General features: G+C 39.8%; 12 protein-coding genes. 8 read left to right on the top strand and 4 right to left on the bottom strand.

Annotated features, from left to right (window positions below; all coding sequences use genetic code 11):
• Positions 1 to 113 precede the first annotated feature (113 nt).
• From BR73_RS0120005 to BR73_RS0119985, 5 genes are all read left to right on the top strand, one after another.
• Positions 114 to 1,427, top strand: coding sequence for a S8 family peptidase (locus BR73_RS0120005; protein WP_051685437.1), 1,314 nt, complete (start codon positions 114 to 116; stop codon positions 1,425 to 1,427).
• 213 nt (positions 1,428 to 1,640) lie between these two features.
• The gene (locus tag BR73_RS0120000; RefSeq protein ID WP_033167718.1) at positions 1,641 to 2,351 is read left to right on the top strand and encodes an ABC transporter ATP-binding protein; all 711 of its coding nucleotides are present in this window, start codon (positions 1,641 to 1,643) and stop codon (positions 2,349 to 2,351) included.
• A 12-nt stretch (positions 2,352 to 2,363) separates the two neighbouring features.
• Positions 2,364 to 3,968, top strand: coding sequence for a hypothetical protein (locus tag BR73_RS0119995; RefSeq protein WP_033167717.1), 1,605 nt, complete (start codon positions 2,364 to 2,366; stop codon positions 3,966 to 3,968).
• 117 nt (positions 3,969 to 4,085) lie between these two features.
• On the top strand, positions 4,086 to 4,370 hold the full coding sequence (locus BR73_RS0119990) for an autorepressor SdpR family transcription factor (protein ID WP_033167716.1): 285 nt from the start codon (positions 4,086 to 4,088) through the stop codon (positions 4,368 to 4,370).
• Positions 4,363 to 4,998: an SdpI family protein gene (locus BR73_RS0119985; RefSeq protein WP_033167715.1), complete on the top strand. Its 636-nt coding sequence runs from the start codon at positions 4,363 to 4,365 to the stop codon at positions 4,996 to 4,998. The genes BR73_RS0119990 and BR73_RS0119985 overlap by 8 nt, the downstream gene beginning before the upstream one ends.
• 370 nt (positions 4,999 to 5,368) lie before the next feature.
• Here the strand turns inward: BR73_RS0119985 and argH are convergent, their stop codons facing one another.
• Together argH and BR73_RS0119975 are read right to left on the bottom strand one after the other, a co-directional pair.
• The gene (argH, locus tag BR73_RS0119980) at positions 5,369 to 6,745 is read right to left on the bottom strand and encodes an argininosuccinate lyase (protein WP_033167714.1); all 1,377 of its coding nucleotides are present in this window, start codon (positions 6,743 to 6,745) and stop codon (positions 5,369 to 5,371) included.
• Between the two features lie 497 nt (positions 6,746 to 7,242).
• Positions 7,243 to 8,751: a carboxypeptidase M32 gene (locus tag BR73_RS0119975; RefSeq protein ID WP_033167713.1), complete on the bottom strand. Its 1,509-nt coding sequence runs from the start codon at positions 8,749 to 8,751 to the stop codon at positions 7,243 to 7,245.
• A gap of 358 nt (positions 8,752 to 9,109) precedes the next feature.
• On the opposite strand from BR73_RS0119975, the gene eno reads away from it, so the two are divergent.
• The gene (gene eno, locus BR73_RS0119970) at positions 9,110 to 10,417 is read left to right on the top strand and encodes a phosphopyruvate hydratase (protein WP_033167712.1); all 1,308 of its coding nucleotides are present in this window, start codon (positions 9,110 to 9,112) and stop codon (positions 10,415 to 10,417) included.
• 102 nt (positions 10,418 to 10,519) lie between these two features.
• Here eno and BR73_RS0119965 read toward each other — a convergent pair whose 3' ends face one another.
• Positions 10,520 to 10,723: a hypothetical protein gene (locus BR73_RS0119965; protein ID WP_033167711.1), complete on the bottom strand. Its 204-nt coding sequence runs from the start codon at positions 10,721 to 10,723 to the stop codon at positions 10,520 to 10,522.
• Positions 10,724 to 10,831: 108 nt separating this feature from the next.
• A complete protein-coding gene (locus tag BR73_RS0119960) occupies positions 10,832 to 13,633 on the bottom strand; it encodes a cation-translocating P-type ATPase (RefSeq protein ID WP_033167710.1) in 2,802 nt (933 codons plus the stop codon).
• A gap of 581 nt (positions 13,634 to 14,214) precedes the next feature.
• Between BR73_RS0119960 and BR73_RS0119955 the strand changes: the two genes are divergently transcribed.
• Positions 14,215 to 15,969, top strand: a complete 1,755-nt coding sequence (locus BR73_RS0119955) for an ABC transporter ATP-binding protein (RefSeq protein WP_033167709.1) — start codon at positions 14,215 to 14,217, stop codon at positions 15,967 to 15,969.
• A gap of 72 nt (positions 15,970 to 16,041) precedes the next feature.
• Entirely contained in the window at positions 16,042 to 17,775 is a 1,734-nt protein-coding gene (locus BR73_RS0119950; protein WP_033168755.1) for an ABC transporter ATP-binding protein, read from the top strand.
• Positions 17,776 to 17,848: the final 73 nt, after the last annotated feature.

The following is a 17,848-nucleotide window of genomic DNA, read 5'->3' as shown; positions in this document are numbered from 1 at the left end:
AAAATCAAAGTCGAAGACAAGTTCTTCCGGTTTGGCGCTAACTGCATATTTACTTAATCGATTAAGACTTATAACGAGGGAATTATAAATAATTTTTGAAAGGAGAGTTGTAGATGTTTCATAACAAAATATTTAAATTGTTCAGTACGGTAGGGCTCATATTCGTATTTGTCCTAACTGCGCTGTTTGGTATCAGGAACTCCGCTAAGGCAGACAGTTTGTGGAGTGACATCTATAGTCCCAGCAATTATGCGAATCCTTATGCGAAGGACAGGATCATAGTTGCATTAAAGAAGGGCGCCGACTACATGGTAATGCAGGAGAAAGAGGGATTAACTTTTGAGCGTAATTTATCCTCTGAGGACAGTCAATATGAAATTGTGCTGTATTCTGTTAAGGATAAGTCTGCTGAAGGTGTAATTGATGCAATTAACGCAGTAAGAAGTGATTCTTCTGTTGTCTATGCAGAGCCGGACTACTATGTAACCGCAATTGGAACGGTTCCTAATGATCCCAGTTATTCCAAACTCTATGGATTGACGAAAATCAGTGCGCCTAATGCATGGGATACCCATACAGGGGCAAAAAATGTTGTAGTTGGTGTCATCGATTCCGGTGTTCAGTACACACATCCGGATCTCGCTTCTAATATATGGGTAAATCCTGGTGAAATTGCGGGAAATGGAATAGATGATGACAACAACGGATATGTAGATGATGTATACGGCTGGAATTTTGTAAGCAACAATAATAATCCATTAGATGATAATGGACATGGAACACATGTAGCAGGAACCATCGGCGCTGTTGGTAATAACGGAACCGGTGTTGTTGGCGTTACATGGAATACACAGATTGCTGCCTTGAAGTTCCTTGATTCAACCGGCGGTGGTTACACCTCTGATGCCATATTGGCAATCAATTATGCTAAGAAAATGGGATTTGCTATCCTGAATAACAGCTGGGGCGGCGGCGGTTACAGCTCAAGTCTGAAAAGTGTTATTGATGCTTACAGTGGTTTGTTTGTAGCAGCTGCAGGAAATAATGGAACCAATAATGACAGCTCTGCTTCCTATCCTGCAAGCTATACTTCAGCTAATATTATTGCAGTAGCAGCTACTACCAGTACAGATGCCAGAGCAAGCTACAGCAATTACGGAAAGACAAGCGTTGACTTAGGCGCACCGGGGGATGCTATCTATAGTACATATAAGGGAAGCAGTTATGCAACCCTTAGTGGCACTTCAATGGCCACGCCGCATGTTGCAGGAGCGGCAGCATTACTCAAATCTTATAAAACATCTCTTACCACTGCACAGCTAAAAGCAGCTATATTAAACAATGTAGATGCCGTTACCAGCTTGAATAACCTGACTGTGACAGGCGGAAGATTAAACGTTGCCAAGAGTTTAGAGGCAATCAAGTAACTCTTTTATCTATTTATTAAAGAAAATCCGGCAAGAAATTGCCGGATTTTTTTGTGCTGATATAGCAATATCTATATACCCTATTCTATAATTACTGGCATAAGTATTACAGTGGAAGATATAGTTGACTTGAAGGAAATTCTGGTGTATGATAAAATAGATATTTAGATAATTATCTAAATATCTATTTTATCTGAAAGGAGACTATATATAATGCTTCAGATTATTAATTTCAGTAAAAGCTATAATGGATCGAAGAAGGCTGTAGAGGATCTTTCCCTTACCGTTAATTCCGGTGATATCTACGGTTTCATAGGGCATAACGGAGCAGGTAAGACAACTACACTTAAGGCTATTTCAGGGATTTTAGACTTTGAAGACGGAGATATAATTATAGATGGTATATCCATAAGGAAGGATGCTTATACCTGTAAGAAAAAGATGGCATATATACCGGATAACCCGGATATTTACGAACATCTGACGGGAGAAGGTTATTTAAAGTTCATAGGTGATGTCTATGAAGTTCCCAAGGAATTACGAGTTAAGCGTATTGAAGAATATGGAGAGGAGTTTGAACTGTTATCCGTTTTAGGCGATTCCATCGGTTCTTATTCCCACGGTATGAAGCAAAAGCTGGTACTAATATCTGCTTTTCTTCATAAACCTAAGCTGCTGCTTTTGGATGAACCCTTTGTAGGGCTGGACCCTAAAGCAGCCCATACCCTAAAAAAGCTTATGAAAGATCTTTGTGAGGAAGGCAGTGCAATCTTCTTCTCCACTCACGTTCTGGAAGTAGCTGAAAAACTGTGTAATAACATAGCGGTAATAAAAGGCGGAAAGCTAATAGCCAGTGGAAATACAGAAGAGGTAAAAGGAACGAGCAGTTTAGAAGAGGTATTTCTGGAAATGACCAAGGAATAAGGAGGGCTTATTATGCGAGAATTTAAGATTTTAATAAGGCTAGTCTTAACCCAGTTTCCTAATGTCTTTGATCTGTCCTTTGCTAAAATAGGTAAAAACAAGAAGAATACAAGCAAGGCTTTTAAGTTCATAATACCTGCTGCCTTCCTGCTCTTATGCCTGTTCTCCTTTTCCTACAGTTATGGAATGGGATATGGATTACAGATGGCAGGAAGAGTTGATATGCTTATGGAACTGGCTGCATTAACAGCTTCTGCCGCTATTTTCTTTACCAGTATATATAAGATCAGAGGTATACTTTTTGATTTTAAGGATTTTGATTTTGTTATGTCGCTGCCGTTTAAATTCACTACAGTGGTTATCAGCAGATTGCTTTTACTCTACCTGATAAATCTGCCGACAGTACTTATAATTATGGGACCGGCAGGAGTTGCCTATTGTATGTTGACAGGATGGGATGGCATATCTTTACTTATGAACCTTGGGGGAGCACTTCTTTTACCTTTCCTGCCTATCACCGGTGCAGCGGCAGTAGGTACGATAATAGCCTTTATAGCACAGGGATTTCGAAAGAGCAAGGTTATAAACATAATATTAATATTTGCTGCACTAATTGGATTTATGGTGGCTTCTTTTTCTCTGAATTCTTCGGGAAACAGATCTGCTCTGGCAGCAGCAGCTGGGAACATCAGCAGTGTTTATCCACCGGCAGTTTTTTATGAGAAGGGAATATGGGAGAAGGACCTGGTATATCTGCTGTTGTTTTTATTTGTTTCAGTTGGAAGTCTTATCTTATTTTTACTGGTATTCACAAAATATTTTCTGAGATTGAATACGCTGCTCCTTAAAAAAGCTCCCTCCAGAGGTTATAAAACCGGTAAGATAAAGGGTGGGACACCCTTTCAGGCCTTGTTTATGAAGGAACTTAAGAGATATTTTGCATCTGTAAATTATGTCCTGAATACCGGTTTTGGACCGGTGTTGTTAACGGTAATAAGTATTGCACAGCTATTTTTAAGGCCCGAGCAGTTGGAGGGGCTTCTTGGAATGGAAGGTTCTATTAATTACCTTAAACATTTTCTTCCTCAGTTTATTGCTTTTTGTATTGCAACGACTTGTATCAGTGCAAGCTCCTTATCTCTTGAAGGAAAGAATCTATGGCTGATAAAATCATTGCCGGTTACAGCCAAAACTATCTTTAATAGTAAGATAGCCTTAAATCTGGTAATGACAATACCTTTTTGTATTCTTGACGGAATACTGCTGGCAATTGGCTTAAAGCTGGGATTATCAGAAGTTTTAGCACTGCTGATACTGCCGGTAGCAATAAGCTTTTATACCTCAGTAGCCGGTATATATTTTAATCTGCTATTGCCTAAGCTTGACTGGAATACAGAAATTGCTGTAGTAAAGCAGGGTATAGCTGTTATGGTTACTATGTTCACTGGGGGGGGATTAGTGATGCTTCCGGTGGTTACAGCTTTTTTCCTGCCTGGCATAAACTCACTGGCTGCAATGGGTATTTCTTCGGTACTGATATTTATCATAACGGGTATTCTATATACCTCACTTCAGAAAACAGGTCAGAAGAAGCTTATGCTGTTAGGGAGTAACTAGACTCTATTGCCTGTCTGATTATTAGCAGAAGAAAACTTGCTCCGGTACCGCCTTGAAGAACATTAAGTGTTAAACGATAGATGAAGGAAATCAAATGTATCATGAAAAGAGGTTGCAATGAATGATGTGTTTAAAGCCCTGTCCGACTCAACCAGGCGAAAAATACTGGAGTTATTGGCAAAAAGGGATATGAATGCGGGAGAGATTGCAGATTATTTTAATATCAGCAAACCTTCCATAAGCCATCATCTTTCTATACTTAAAAATGCAGATTTGATATGCGATGAGAGAAAGGGACAAAATATTGTATATTCTTTGAATACAACTGTATTTCAGGATGTAGTAAGATGGTTTTTTGATATAACAAAGAGTGACGGAGAGGAAGAGAAGAGCAATGAGTAAAAAAGGACAGATAATATTATGGATTATTACACTGGTATCCTTTGCAGGAATTCTGGCAGTGTATCATAAACTTCCTGACAGAGTTCCAATTCATTGGAACAGCAGCTGGGAGGTAGACGGTACCGCAGGTAAGAATAAGATGTTTCTTATCGGAGCTGTACCGGCACTTGCTAACGGTTTATTCTATCTGCTTCCTATTATTGATCCAAGAAGAAAGAATTACGATGCTAAAACATATGGTCTAATGAGGGCGGTTATTGTTCTTTTGTTCGTCTTTCTATCCTGGGCGACAGTAGTAACTGCTTTGGATCTGGGGATAAATGATAAATTGCTGTTATCAGTTATAATCGGTATAGCCTTTATTGCGATGGGGAATTATCTGCCGAAGGTAAAGAGTAATTTCTTTGTTGGAATAAAAAACCCCTGGGCCTTGTCTGACCCAACTATCTGGAGAAAAACGCATAAGGTGGGCGGTTATTTCTTTTTTATTATTGGGTTGTTAATGCTCCCCATGGGAGTAATTGACACTCCCCTGTACAGTAACCTTGTTATATGGGTGCTGCTGATAGGTATTATTGCGGTGAATATCTATTCTTATATACTGTACAGGAAGAACTTTAGAGCTTAGCGAGTTATATCTATATATCATTTTCCTCTGTATCATACCACTTGCTTCAAATAACCAGCAGTTTAATGCACTGAATTTTTGTTATATCGAGAATTTTATGGAATAAAAATATTTGAGAATGAACTACAAGATACTAAAAAAAGAGCAGTTGAGGTGTATTGTGTGATGCGCTCCTGTAAGTTAGGTCTAAGACCTAATTTATGGGAGGCAGCGCACTGTATACATTTTCAACTGCTTTTTTATTATATTAATATTTTAGTCCATACTTATCAACAGGTTTATACTAGGCTACAGATTCCTATTTGTTTCGGATTAATACTTTCTTGCAGCTACTTAATTACAGTTCTGCAAATTAAACTATGATGTATGATTAGAGGCTGTTTAAAAAATTTTCATTGAATAAGATAGCGTCCTTCATAGCTTCCGTACCCGGTGCACCTTTTGTGTTACGCTTTTCTACACAGGTCTTTAAAGATATGGCATCATAGATATCAGCTTCAAATACCGGTGAAATAGCTTTGAATTCCTCCAGGCTTAAGTCATCCAGTGAGACCCCTTTGCTTATACAGTATATTACCAGCTGACCGATTATACCATGGGCATCTCGGAAAGGAACACCATGATTAACAAGGTAATCAGCCGCATCTGTTGCATTGGTAAATCCGCCTTTGGCACTTGAGGCCATTTTATCCCGGTTAAAGACTGTAGTCTGCAGCATATCTGTAAACAGCTTTATGCAGCCTTTTACCGTATCGATGGCGTCAAAAGTCAGTTCCTTGTCCTCCTGCATGTCTTTATTATAAGCAAGGGGAAGCCCTTTCATAGTGGTCAGCAGGGATACCAGGCTTCCGTATACCCTTCCGGTCTTACCTCTTATAAGTTCGGCAATATCAGGGTTTTTCTTCTGAGGCATTATGCTGCTTCCGGTAGAATAGGCATCGTCCAGCTCAATAAACTGGTATTCATTAGAATTCCATATAATGATTTCCTCACAGAAACGGCTTAGATGCATCATAATAATAGAGAAGGCACTTAAACTCTCTATCAGATAATCCCTGTCTGAAACCGAGTCCATACTGTTATTGGTTGCACCACTAAAACCCAGGAGTTCTGCGGAATATTCCCGGTCCAGAGGATAGGTAGTTCCGGCCAGTGCCCCTGCTCCTAAAGGTGAATAATTAAGTCGTTCGATTATGTCTGTCAGTCGCAGATAATCCCTTTTAAACATTTCAAAATATGCCCCTGCATGATGAGCTAAGGTAACGGGCTGTGCTTTCTGAAGGTGGGTAAAACCAGGCATATAAGTATCAAGGTGCTCTTTCATAAGCTTTAGAAGTACATTTAAGAGTTCTTTTGTAAGTTCCTTGATACTTAACAATTCCTTCCTGGTGTATAACTTCATATCAAGGGCAACCTGATCATTACGGCTTCTGCCGGTATGGAGTTTCTTACCGATATCGCCGGTTCGATCTATAAGGATTGATTCTACGAAGCTGTGAATATCTTCTTTTGATTCATCAAAAAGTAGTTTTCCCTCTTTTATTTCAAGCTTTATAATTTCTAATTCTTTTATAATAGTATCCTTTTCCAGTTCACTAAGGATTCCCTGTTTGGCCAGCATGGTTATATGGGCTATACTGCCTTCTATGTCTTCTTTATAGAACTTGCTGTCAAAGGAGAGGGATGCGTTGAAATTATGGACCAATTCATTTGTTTCTTTTGTAAAACGTCCGCCCCAGAGCTTCATGGTAGTACCTCGTCTTTCTTTATTTGTATTTGATAATTTTAATTAATTATACAATAAATATTATAAATATACAAGGGCGATTCAAGGGTTGTACTGAAAAATTTAGTGTGTACTAAAAAATAGTAGTAATGCCTTTAAGATTAGCAATATACTTATAAATGAATTAAGCGCCAATCAGTAGCTTACCTTGATTAATTTGGTGAAAATTATTGGTCATTATCCTGTACTACTTTACGTAAAGTTCACTCAATTCAGCACCTGTTATTTACATATGGAAGTGCTGGTGCATAAAAATACTCTGGAATGGATAATTGTTGAAATATAACTGTCTGGGTATAACGTTACCTGTGATAAAGTAGCAATTTGTGATCTTGATAGAGTGAAAGATAGATCAAAAATAGAATTCAGGAGTGCTGCTTTACATTTTTTGTCTGTACAGCAGCACTCCTGTCTAATGAATTATTGTGTTTTATTTCAATCAACAATAAGAGCTTTATTTAATCTAATTGATACAGCTTAGTATATTTATCGGTAAGATATGCAACAAAATAATCAGCATTCAGGTCTTCCTGCATCATATCAGTCAGAAGCTCAGAGGTATTTTTTGTAGCTCCGTACTTGTGGATATGTTCCTTTAAGAAATCAAGAATAGGCTTTAAGTTTCCAAGGCGTAAGGTTTCTTCTACAGGAATTTCTTTTTCCATATGACTGTATATCTGGGCGGAGATGGCACTTCCTAATGCATAGGAAGGGAAGTAGCCGAAGCTTCCGCCGGCCCAGTGGATATCCTGCAGGATTCCTTCTCCGTCGTGGGAAGGTTCTATTCCTAAGTATTCCTTGTATTTTTTATTCCAGATTGCAGGTAATTCGTTAACCGATATATCTCCTTCAAATATCATTTTTTCGATTTCATAACGGATAATTACATGCAATGAATAGGATAATTCATCTGCTTCTGTACGAATAAGACCCGTTTCGGATTTATTGATTCCGGCTATGAACTGATCCAAGGATATATCCTTTAATTGCTCGGGAAAGGTCTCTTGCAGTTTGGGATAAACGGGAGTCCAGAAGGCTTTGCTTCTTCCCAGCATATTTTCAAAGAAGCGGGACTGAGACTCATGAATTCCCATGGAACTGCCGCCGCCTACAGGAGTTAAGGAGATATCATCCGCTATGTTCATTTCATAAATACCATGTCCGCTTTCATGGATTACGGAAAAAATGGAACTCTCAAGGTTGTTGGAATGAATATGGGTGGTTATACGGACATCTTTATTATGAAGGTTGGTGGTAAAGGGATGGGCACTTTCTGCAAGAACACCCCTTGAATAATCATATCCTACATAAGCGCTGATAAATCTGGCGAACTCTAACTGTTTCTCTTTATCGAACTCCTTATAATTATAGGATTTATCAATAAGGTCCTTTTTCTCTTCAACCTTTTTCATAAGGGGTACCAGGGATTCTTTAATTTTATTAAAGAAGATATCCAGTTTATCCATGGAAAAGCCTTCTTCATAGTCGTTAAGCAGGATATCATAAAGTTTTTCATCACCTTTTTTACGATAAGAAGCGAATTTTTTCTGATATTTGATGATTTCATCCAGTGTAGGGGCAAATTCCTCAAAAGCTTTATTTTTCTTAGCCCTTGACCAGATTCCGGGAGCCATTGCGGTTAGCTCGCTGTAGGCTCTGTATTCTTCCGGAGGAATGGACTCCATCTGTTCGTAGGATTTCTTTAAATTTTTTACGATTGCTTTCTGATTGAAGTCAAGTTTACTCCATTCGGCTTCTTCTGAGAGGACCTTCAGCAGGTCTTTTACTTCATCATTTATTAGGGTTTTGAAGTATTCAGTGGATATAACGCCAATTGCTTTTGAGGTGTTCTCTGCTGCACTTTCTGGTGCCAGGGTTTCATTATCCCACTCAAATAAGGTAAGGGCCTGACGAAAGGCCATTTGTTTTTCAATATATAAGCTTAATTTATCATATGCCTGACTCATAATAACATCTCCTTTAACTATTAATATTTTCCAGTATAACATAATTATTATTAAGTTCAACTGGTATTCTGTATAAAACATATAAGAAAGGGATAATCTGGAATAGACGGCACCAATTTCGTATATCATATGATTACCGTGCAAAATAAAATATATTCAGGTGCGAATAAGTACGGTATTGAATTATCAACCGTAAAGTAACAGATAATAGCAGAGTGTGTTTAAAATTATTGTAGCGTTCAGAATGTTCGTTACAGTACATCAATTTTTTAAAATACCTCAGAGAGCTGTGAGAGATGTAAGTTTGATTAAGTTTTTTAGTAAAAACAAGAATCAATATATTGGAAAGGAGTTAGTTATGAAGAAGCATTTTGAGATTGAGAAAGTAATAGGAAGGGAAATACTGGATTCCAGAGGAAATCCTACAGTAGAGGTTGAGGTGCTCTTAGCAGACGGAAGCCTTGGCAGAGCGGCAGTACCCTCAGGAGCCTCTACAGGAGCTTTTGAAGCAGTGGAACTCAGGGATAACGACAAAAAGAGATACTTAGGCAACGGTGTAAAAAAAGCAGTGGACAATGTAAATAAAGTTATAGCAAAAGAAATAACAGGTATGAATGCCCTTAACCAGGTAGAAATTGACCGTAAGATGATTGAAGCTGACGGCACAGACAACAAGGGGAAATTAGGTGCTAATGCTATTCTTGGTGCTTCCCTGGCAACTGCCAAAGCAGCTGCCCAGTCCTTACATCTTCCTCTCTACCAGTACATCGGCGGCGTCAATGCCAAGGTGCTGCCGGTTCCCATGATGAATATTATTAATGGCGGAAAGCATGCGGATTCCAGTTTAAATATACAGGAATTTATGATTATGCCAATCGGTGCGAAATGTTTCTCAGAGGGACTTGAGTGGAGCACAACAGTGTTTCACACCTTGAAGAAATTATTAAAGAGCCAGGGCTTTGTCACAGCAGTAGGAGATGAGGGCGGATTCGCACCTAAGTTCGGCAGTGATGAAGAGGCCCTGAATTATATCGTAAGGGCAATAGGGGAAGCCGGTTATGAGTCAGGTAAGGATTTCTGCATTGCTATGGATGTTGCTTCTACCGAAATGTACGAAGAAGCAAAAAAAGCAGGCCGGGAAGGAGAGTACCTCTTCTGGAAAGCAGGAGAATATAAAAGTGTTGATACCATGATTGACTATTTGGAGGACTTATGCAACAGATACCCTATTATGTCCATTGAAGACGGTCTTGCAGAAGAAGATTTTAATGGCTGGGAGAAGCTGACGAAAAGACTTGGAAGCCGTATACAGCTGGTAGGTGATGATTTATTCGTTACCAATACCAAAAGAATCGAAAAAGGTATCGACAGAAACATCTCTAATTCTGTTCTTATAAAATTCAATCAGATCGGAACCTTAACAGAGACATTGGAGGCCATTGAAATGGCCAAAAATAACAAATGGACAGCAATCGTATCCCATCGTTCCGGTGAAACAGAAGACGTTACCCTGGCAGATATCGCAGTGGCAACCAATGCCGGGCAGATCAAGACAGGAGCACCATCAAGAAGTGACAGGGTTGCAAAATATAACAGGCTGCTAAGAATAGAAGAACAGTTAGGCGATATCAGTGTATATCCCGGAAAGAAGTGCTTTCAGATATAAATAGAATAAGAGGGGCTGCTGCAATTAAGCAATGTAGCGGTAAGAAGTTTCTTACCACGTTACATTTATATGCAGCAGCCTCTCTTTTTATTGATAGAAGCATTACTTTAAGGGAACGGAGTAAACCTGACTTACATTACAGCGAACCCCCTTGATTATGTTACCGCTTACTAACTTATGTGCATCCCTGGGGCATAAATCTACATCCATGGTATAAATGAGATGGTCGTAGATGGTACTGATAAATAGCATACTGTCATCATAGGGAGCAAGATCTCTTCTTTTACGCAATTCGTATGCATCCATAATTATCACCCTTCTTATCTTAAGAAATAATTGTATACTTCCTTCATTTAATGACATTATAACCGTTCATCCTACATATTTCAATCACCCTGTGTAATATTTACTACCTTATTTTCTACCCTTTTGTATTTCTACCACAACAATTGGAAGAAATGACAATACCAGGACCAGAGACCATTGTGCCGGGGTCAAAGGCACTACCTTAAAAATATCAGCCAGAGGTTTTACTGAAATAACAATTATCTGCAGGAAAGCACAGATAAAGAAAGAAAGCAGCAGTTTCATATTGGAGAACAGGCCAATCTTTGTAAGGGAATGCTCACTTCTCATGTTAAAGGAATGGAACAGCTGTGACAGACTTAATACTGCAAATGCCATGGTTCTTCCGATATAGGGAGTTGTCATCGCTGCTAATTCAACAGTTTTTGTTCCTTTTATGACACCGCCCGGGAGGCTGGCACTGTCAAAGAAACGAATACCGATTATAAAAGCAAGAAGTGCCAGAGTGCCGATTAAGATACCTTCCGTTATAATCTTAAAGGCAAGACCATCTGCGAACATACCTTTATCTGGCGGTATTGGTTTCTTCTTCATAATATCCTTATCTGCAGGCTCTACTCCAAGCGATATTGCCGGTAATGAATCTGTAACCAGATTAACCCACAGCAGCTGAACTGCCACTAAGGGAGAAGGAAGACCAAAGAGGATAGCGGCAAAAATGGTTAGGATTTCACCAACGTTACAGGATAAGAGGAAATGTACGGATTTTATGATATTATCATAAATTCCTCTGCCTTCTTTCACCGCAGAGACAATGGTAGCAAAGTTGTCATCGGTCAGAATCATATCTGCTGCATTTTTTGCCACGTCTGTACCGGAGATACCCATAGCACAGCCTATATCAGCTGCTTTTAAGGCAGGAGCATCATTGACTCCGTCACCAGTCATGGCAACTACTTCACCCCTTGCCTGGAAAGCCTTAACGATTCGAACCTTATGTTCTGGTGATACCCTGGCAAAAACCCGGTAATCCCTTATTTTTTCAATTAATTCCTCCTGAGACAGCCTGGAGAGCTCCGCCCCTGTCATAGCACCTGATTGAAAGGCAGAAGGGGAGGAGGAGAGATTTCCGGTAAATTCTGCTGCTCTTAATTTGGGAAGGGGTGCCTCCTTTGATAATATACCCAGGTCTTTTGCAATGGCGCAGGCAGTGCTGACATGATCTCCGGTTATCATTACGGGAGTTATTCCGGCCAGCTGGCAGGTGTAAACCGCATCCCTGACTTCCGGTCTTGGCGGATCAATCATTCCGATCAGGCCTGCAAAGGTAAGACCCTGTTCTAAGTTCTGCTGCTTATTTTTTCCTGATACACTGTAGGTTTTAAGTCTTTCAGGCAGGGAGCTGCCGGCGGGATAATCTTTGTAGGCTACAGCGATTACGCGTAAAGCTTTGCCGGTCATACTTTCATTAAGGCGTATCAGCTGATCCTTTAATACCTGTGTCAAGGGAAGTTCTTTCCCCTTATCCACATTGCTGCATTCTGACAGAAGGATATCGAAGGCACCTTTTGTAATCTGTCTGTAACCTCCGTCAGGCATTTTATGTACAGTCGTCATCTGCTTTCTGACTGAATCAAAGGGGATTTCAAATACTCTTGGATGTGTGAGGTCTAACTGAGCTTTTATGAGTCCTGTTTGGTGGGCTGCCATTACCAGGGCATTTTCTGTAGGCTCTCCGGTTACGGATACGGACTGGTGCTTTCCTTTACCGGTTATCTGTAAGATGGTATCATTACAGAGACTTGCCAGAGTAAGCAGCTGTTTGCCGCCTGGGCTATCCGGCAGTTCTTTTCCTTTTGAAGTGCAGATTTCAGTTACTGTCATCTTATTCTGAGTAAGGGTACCTGTTTTATCAGAACAGATAACAGTAGCACTGCCCAGAGTCTCCACTGCGGGAAGCTTACGGATAACTGCATTTTTTCTAGCCATACGCTGTACACCCAGGGATAACATGATGGTTACGATTGCAGGCAGGCCTTCCGGGATTGCGGCGACCGCCAGGCTAACGGAGGTCATGAACATCTCAAATACCGGCCTGCTCTTTAAGATACCGATAAAGAAAATAATAATACAGATAACCAGGGCGGCGATACCAAGGGTCTTTCCCGTTGAAGCGAGTCTTTTCTGAAGGGGGGTCAGAGGAGTCTCATCCTCCATAATAAGCTTTGCAATATGTCCCACCTCTGTATGCATACCTGTTGCCGTAACCACAGCAGTACCTCTTCCATAGGTAACAATACCTGTTGCGGCTACCATATTAATACGCTCAGCCGGCAAAATATCTTCTTTTAGAAGTACCTCTGCATCTTTTTCAATAGGATGGGATTCCCCGGTAAGGGAAGCTTCATCAATTTTAAGATTTACGGAGGTTAAAAGCCTTGCATCTGCCGGAACGAAATGACCAGTTTCAAGATATATAAGATCACCGGGAACCAGTTCCTTGGCATCCACACTTTCCAGAAGGTCATCTCGCATAACAAGTGCTGTAGGTGCGGACATTTTTTGGAGAGCTTCCAGAGATTTTTCTGCTTTGCTTTCCTGTAAAACCCCCAGTATGGCATTTAAGGTGATAATAAAAATGATGATTGCCGGTTCTACGAAATCCAGTTCACCATGCAATAAGGATACAAAAAAAGAAATCAGTGCGGCAAAAATCAAGGTTAAGATCATAAAATCCTTGAACTGGCTGATGAAGCGTAAGAACAGTGGTTTTTTCTTTTTTGCTTCAAGAACGTTAAGGCCATATTTTTTTTGTCTTTTCAAAGCTTCTTTTTTTGACAGTCCTGAAAGTCCAGAGTCCAATTCCCGCAGGACCGCTTCTTTTGTAATACTGTGCCAATTGGTCGTCATTTTTTAACACCTATTGCATATCCCGAATTATGGACATGGGGATTTTGCTCCTTTCTCAATTACTTCTATAAGCTGAAATTCATTCCCTGCAAAGCTTCCATCTGAGTACTTTAATACATACAGAATCAAAGGGGGGAAGGAAGCAGAGAGGTCAAAAAGATGAAATACAGCTTATTTATACTCTGTGTCAAATTAATTATATGATAAGCTTCTTACTTTTATTTCTATGGAAAAAACTGTTTGTGATTACATGGATTTATAAGGGGAGCAATGGCTATAGTAGCTATTCAGTTATTCATACATAAATTAGTCAGGATTATAAGTGAGAGTATTTCATGCTTTTATATGATAAATCTACGCGTTTCTATTAACATTAACATAAAAGAATGGTATAATTTAGCTTATGTTTGTTTAAAAGCAATCATTAGTTGGCAGAATATTAGAACTACGATAATATGGTTCCTGCATAATATGCTGTATATGCCAACTTAAGGTGTGTTGTAACTCCTTGTATCTTTCTGATTGTCCCAATTTGCGGCATTCAAACACACCATAGCGAGAACAAAGAAATGAGGTAGTATATGGGAAATATCAAACATTTTTTCAGGCCGTACAAAAAGCTTCTCATAATAGGACCTGCTTTTAAATTAATGGAAGCAATCTTAGAGCTGCTTCTTCCTTTTTTTATGTCCAAGGTTATTGATGTGGGTCTTAAAAACGGAGATAAAGCTTATGTATGGAAAATGGGCATGATCATGCTCATAACTGCAATAGTCGGAGTAGTTTGCGCTCTTATTTGTCAGTACAGTGCGTCCTTAGTGTCCCAGGGTATGGGTACTGATATAAGAAATGCATTATTTAAGCATATGGAAACACTCTCAGGAAAGGAACAGGATAAATTCGGAACCTCTTCTTTGGTAAACCGTATAACCAATGATGTAAACCAGATTCAGCTGGCAGTGGCAATGTTTATAAGGCTGGTAATCCGTGCACCCTTTCTGTGCATCGGCGGGCTTATAATGTCCTTTGTACTGGATGTGAGCTTATCGCTTATCTTACTTATTGTAATACCGGTGTTCATACTGATCCTGTATTATACCATGAAAAAATCCATACCTTTATATGGAAACGTACAGAAGAAACTGGATGAGATATCTTTGAAATTAAGGGAGAATTTAAGCGGCGTCAGGGTTATCAGAGCTTTTGCCAGAAAGGACAGGGAGAAAGAGCGCTTTGACAGGATTAACAATGAATATGCCGTTAATGCCGTTAAAGTAGGAAAAATATCTGCCATGCTGAATCCTCTGACAAGTGTTGTACTTAATTTTGCCATTGTGGCTATCATATGGGCTGGAGCCGTAAGGGTAAATAATGGGCTAATGGAAACCGGTGAGGTAATTGCAATTGTAGGTTATGTGACGCAGATATTAGCTGCAATGATTGTTATCTCCAATCTGGTTGTAATCTTTACAAAGGCCTATGCCAGTGCAGGAAGAATAAATGAGGTTCTTGGAACTCAGACCAGCATAACAAATCCTGAAAAGACCCAGGAGCTGGTAGTTGATGAAAGTATACCGGCAGTAGAATTTAATTCTGTGTTTTTTGCATATAAAGAGAATTCGGATAATATAAAAGATACAAGCAGTTATGCTCTGGCAGATATATCCTTTCGTATCATGAAAGGGGAATCCTTTGGTGTTATCGGAGGTACCGGTTCCGGTAAGTCTACGGTGATCAACCTTATACCGAGATTCTATGATAATCAGAAGGGCAGCGTAAAAGTCTTCGGCAAAGAAGTAAAGAACTATAATCTTAACAAATTGCGGGAAATCATCGGCCTGGTGCCGCAAAAATCGGTATTAATAACTGGAACTATCGCGGATAACCTTCGTTGGGGTAAGGAGAATGCTCCTTTAGAAGAGCTTAAAAAGGCAGCTGCCATTGCCCAGGCAGAGGAATTTATTAACAAGCTTCCGGAAGGGTATGATACACCCATCAGAAGAGGTGGAGTAAATGTCTCAGGCGGACAGAGACAGAGACTTGCCATAGCCAGAGCCTTGGTAAAGAAACCGGAAATACTGATATTGGACGACAGTTTCAGTGCATTGGATTATGCTACTGATGCAGCTCTTCGAAAAGCTCTGAAGGAAAAAGCAAAAGATACCACGGTAATCATAATATCCCAGCGAGCAAGCACTCTGAGAAATTGTGATTCCATACTGGTACTCAATGAAGGTGAAACTGTTGGACTGGGAACTCATGAGGAACTGTTGAGAACCTGTGAAGTATACCAGGAAATCTGCCGCTCACAGGAAGTGGCAGGGGTTAATGAGTAAAAAACATTTCACAAGGAACTTTGCACCTGTGGTTCAAAGTTTACCGGCTGTGAGAAAGGCATGGTTATTAATTTGAAGAAAACAACAATAAAAAGATTATGGGGCTATATCGGTAAAAGTAAGAAGCTTCTGGTAGTTGCGTTTCTTTTCTCATTATTTGGCAATACCATGGCGGTATTTACGCCGCTGCTAATGGGAAAGGCAATCGATAATATTATGGGAACCGGAACCGTTGATTTTGGCGGTCTGCGTAATATACTGCTGGTTCTGGTAATTTTATATGTTATCAGCAGTTTCTTCCAATGGCTGATGTCTGTAATCAGTAATATAGCAGCGAACAATACTGTGAGGGATTTGCGTAAAGATGCCTTCTATAAGCTGAACAGATTACCTGTCAACTATTACGACAGACATTCCCATGGAGATGTAATCAGCAGGCTTACCAATGACATCGATGCCATTACGGACGGCTTATTTCAGGGAATAACACAGATTATGACTTCTGTGGTAATAATCATCGGAAGTTTTATCTTTATGATGATTATAAGTCCGGTAATTACCCTGGCAATTATAATAGTAACACCCTTATGTTTCTTTATTGCCTCTTTTATTGCAAAGCATTCCAGGCAGATGTTCGCCAGGCAGTCCAGACTGACAGGGGAGCTTAACGGATATGCAGAAGAAATCATAGAGAATCAGAAACTGGTTATTGCTTTTGGATATGAAAACAAAGCCATGGAGAACTTCGGAGCTATGAACAGCAGTCTTTATGAAGCCGGACAGAAGGCTCAGTGGTACTCTTCCTTAACCAATCCTACCACAAGACTTGTAAATAATATTGCCTATGTCATGGTAACCGTAATGGGTGGACTCTTAAGTCTTGCAGGTAATCTGTCTGTGGGTAATATTGCAAGTTTCTTGACTTACTCAAACCAATTTGCGAAACCTATTAATGAAATTACGGCAGTGGCATCACAGATACAGGCTGCTTTTGCTTCTGCTGACAGAATTTTTGCACTTATGGATGAGGAAGAGGAGGTTACTGCAAAGGAACCGGTGGTTGAATTAAAGGATTGCCAGGGGAATGTGGAATTCAACAATGTGTATTTCTCCTATAAGAAAGAAGTTCCCTTAATCCAGAATTTTAATCTGAAGGTGGAAAAGGGCAGCATGGTTGCAATTGTGGGACCTACAGGCTCCGGTAAGACCACACTGGTCAATCTTTTAATGCGTTTTTATGAATTAAACAGCGGGAAGATCTTTATTGACGGTAAGGACATCAGCCATATGGATAAGGATAATCTCCGAAAATCAATTGGTATGGTATTACAGGAGAGTTGGCTTACCAGTGGCACCATTGCAGAAAATATAGCATATGGGCGTACGGATGTAACCCAGGAGGAAATTGTAGAAGCTGCCAAAGCAGTAAAAGCACATGGATTTATAATGAGGCTGCCTGAAGGCTATGATACGGTAATTGAAGAGGATGGAAGAAACCTTTCCCAGGGTCAGAAACAGCTGCTTACGATAGCCAGAGTACTTATCATAGATCCTCCTATGCTGATTCTGGATGAAGCAACCAGCAGTATTGATACCAGAACCGAAATCAAGATTCAGGAAGCTTTCTTAAAGATGATGGAGGGAAGAACAAGCTTCGTAATTGCACATCGTTTATCTACCATAAAAGAAGCTGATACAATACTTGTACTGAATAACGGTAACATAGTAGAACAGGGAAATCATAAGGAGCTTCTTGCAGAAAAAGGATTCTACTATAACCTGTACCAATCCCAGTTTTCGTCTTAATAGATTTGAAACAGTTTTGCCATATGATTAACACAAAATTTGCTTATGTTAGCAGTACCCGATTGTGCCAATT

Origin of the sequence: Clostridium sp. KNHs205 (genome assembly GCF_000702945.1) — a bacterium.
Taxonomy (GTDB): Bacteria; Bacillota; Clostridia; order Lachnospirales; family Lachnospiraceae; genus Anaerocolumna.
This window is presented reverse-complemented; position numbering and strand designations above follow the sequence as displayed.

Excerpts from the sequence above, each read along its gene's own strand:
- BR73_RS0120005 (WP_051685437.1), top strand. The coding sequence starts at position 114 with ATGTTTCATAACAAAATATTTAAATTGTTCAGTACGGTAGGGCTCATA.
- BR73_RS0120000 (WP_033167718.1), top strand. The coding sequence starts at position 1,641 with ATGCTTCAGATTATTAATTTCAGTAAAAGCTATAATGGATCGAAGAAG.
- BR73_RS0119995 (WP_033167717.1), top strand. The coding sequence starts at position 2,364 with ATGCGAGAATTTAAGATTTTAATAAGGCTAGTCTTAACCCAGTTTCCT.
- BR73_RS0119990 (WP_033167716.1), top strand. The coding sequence starts at position 4,086 with ATGAATGATGTGTTTAAAGCCCTGTCCGACTCAACCAGGCGAAAAATA.
- BR73_RS0119985 (WP_033167715.1), top strand. The coding sequence starts at position 4,363 with ATGAGTAAAAAAGGACAGATAATATTATGGATTATTACACTGGTATCC.
- argH (WP_033167714.1), bottom strand. The coding sequence starts at position 6,745 with ATGAAGCTCTGGGGCGGACGTTTTACAAAAGAAACAAATGAATTGGTC.
- BR73_RS0119975 (WP_033167713.1), bottom strand. The coding sequence starts at position 8,751 with ATGAGTCAGGCATATGATAAATTAAGCTTATATATTGAAAAACAAATG.
- eno (WP_033167712.1), top strand. The coding sequence starts at position 9,110 with ATGAAGAAGCATTTTGAGATTGAGAAAGTAATAGGAAGGGAAATACTG.
- BR73_RS0119965 (WP_033167711.1), bottom strand. The coding sequence starts at position 10,723 with ATGGATGCATACGAATTGCGTAAAAGAAGAGATCTTGCTCCCTATGAT.
- BR73_RS0119960 (WP_033167710.1), bottom strand. The coding sequence starts at position 13,633 with ATGACGACCAATTGGCACAGTATTACAAAAGAAGCGGTCCTGCGGGAA.
- BR73_RS0119955 (WP_033167709.1), top strand. The coding sequence starts at position 14,215 with ATGGGAAATATCAAACATTTTTTCAGGCCGTACAAAAAGCTTCTCATA.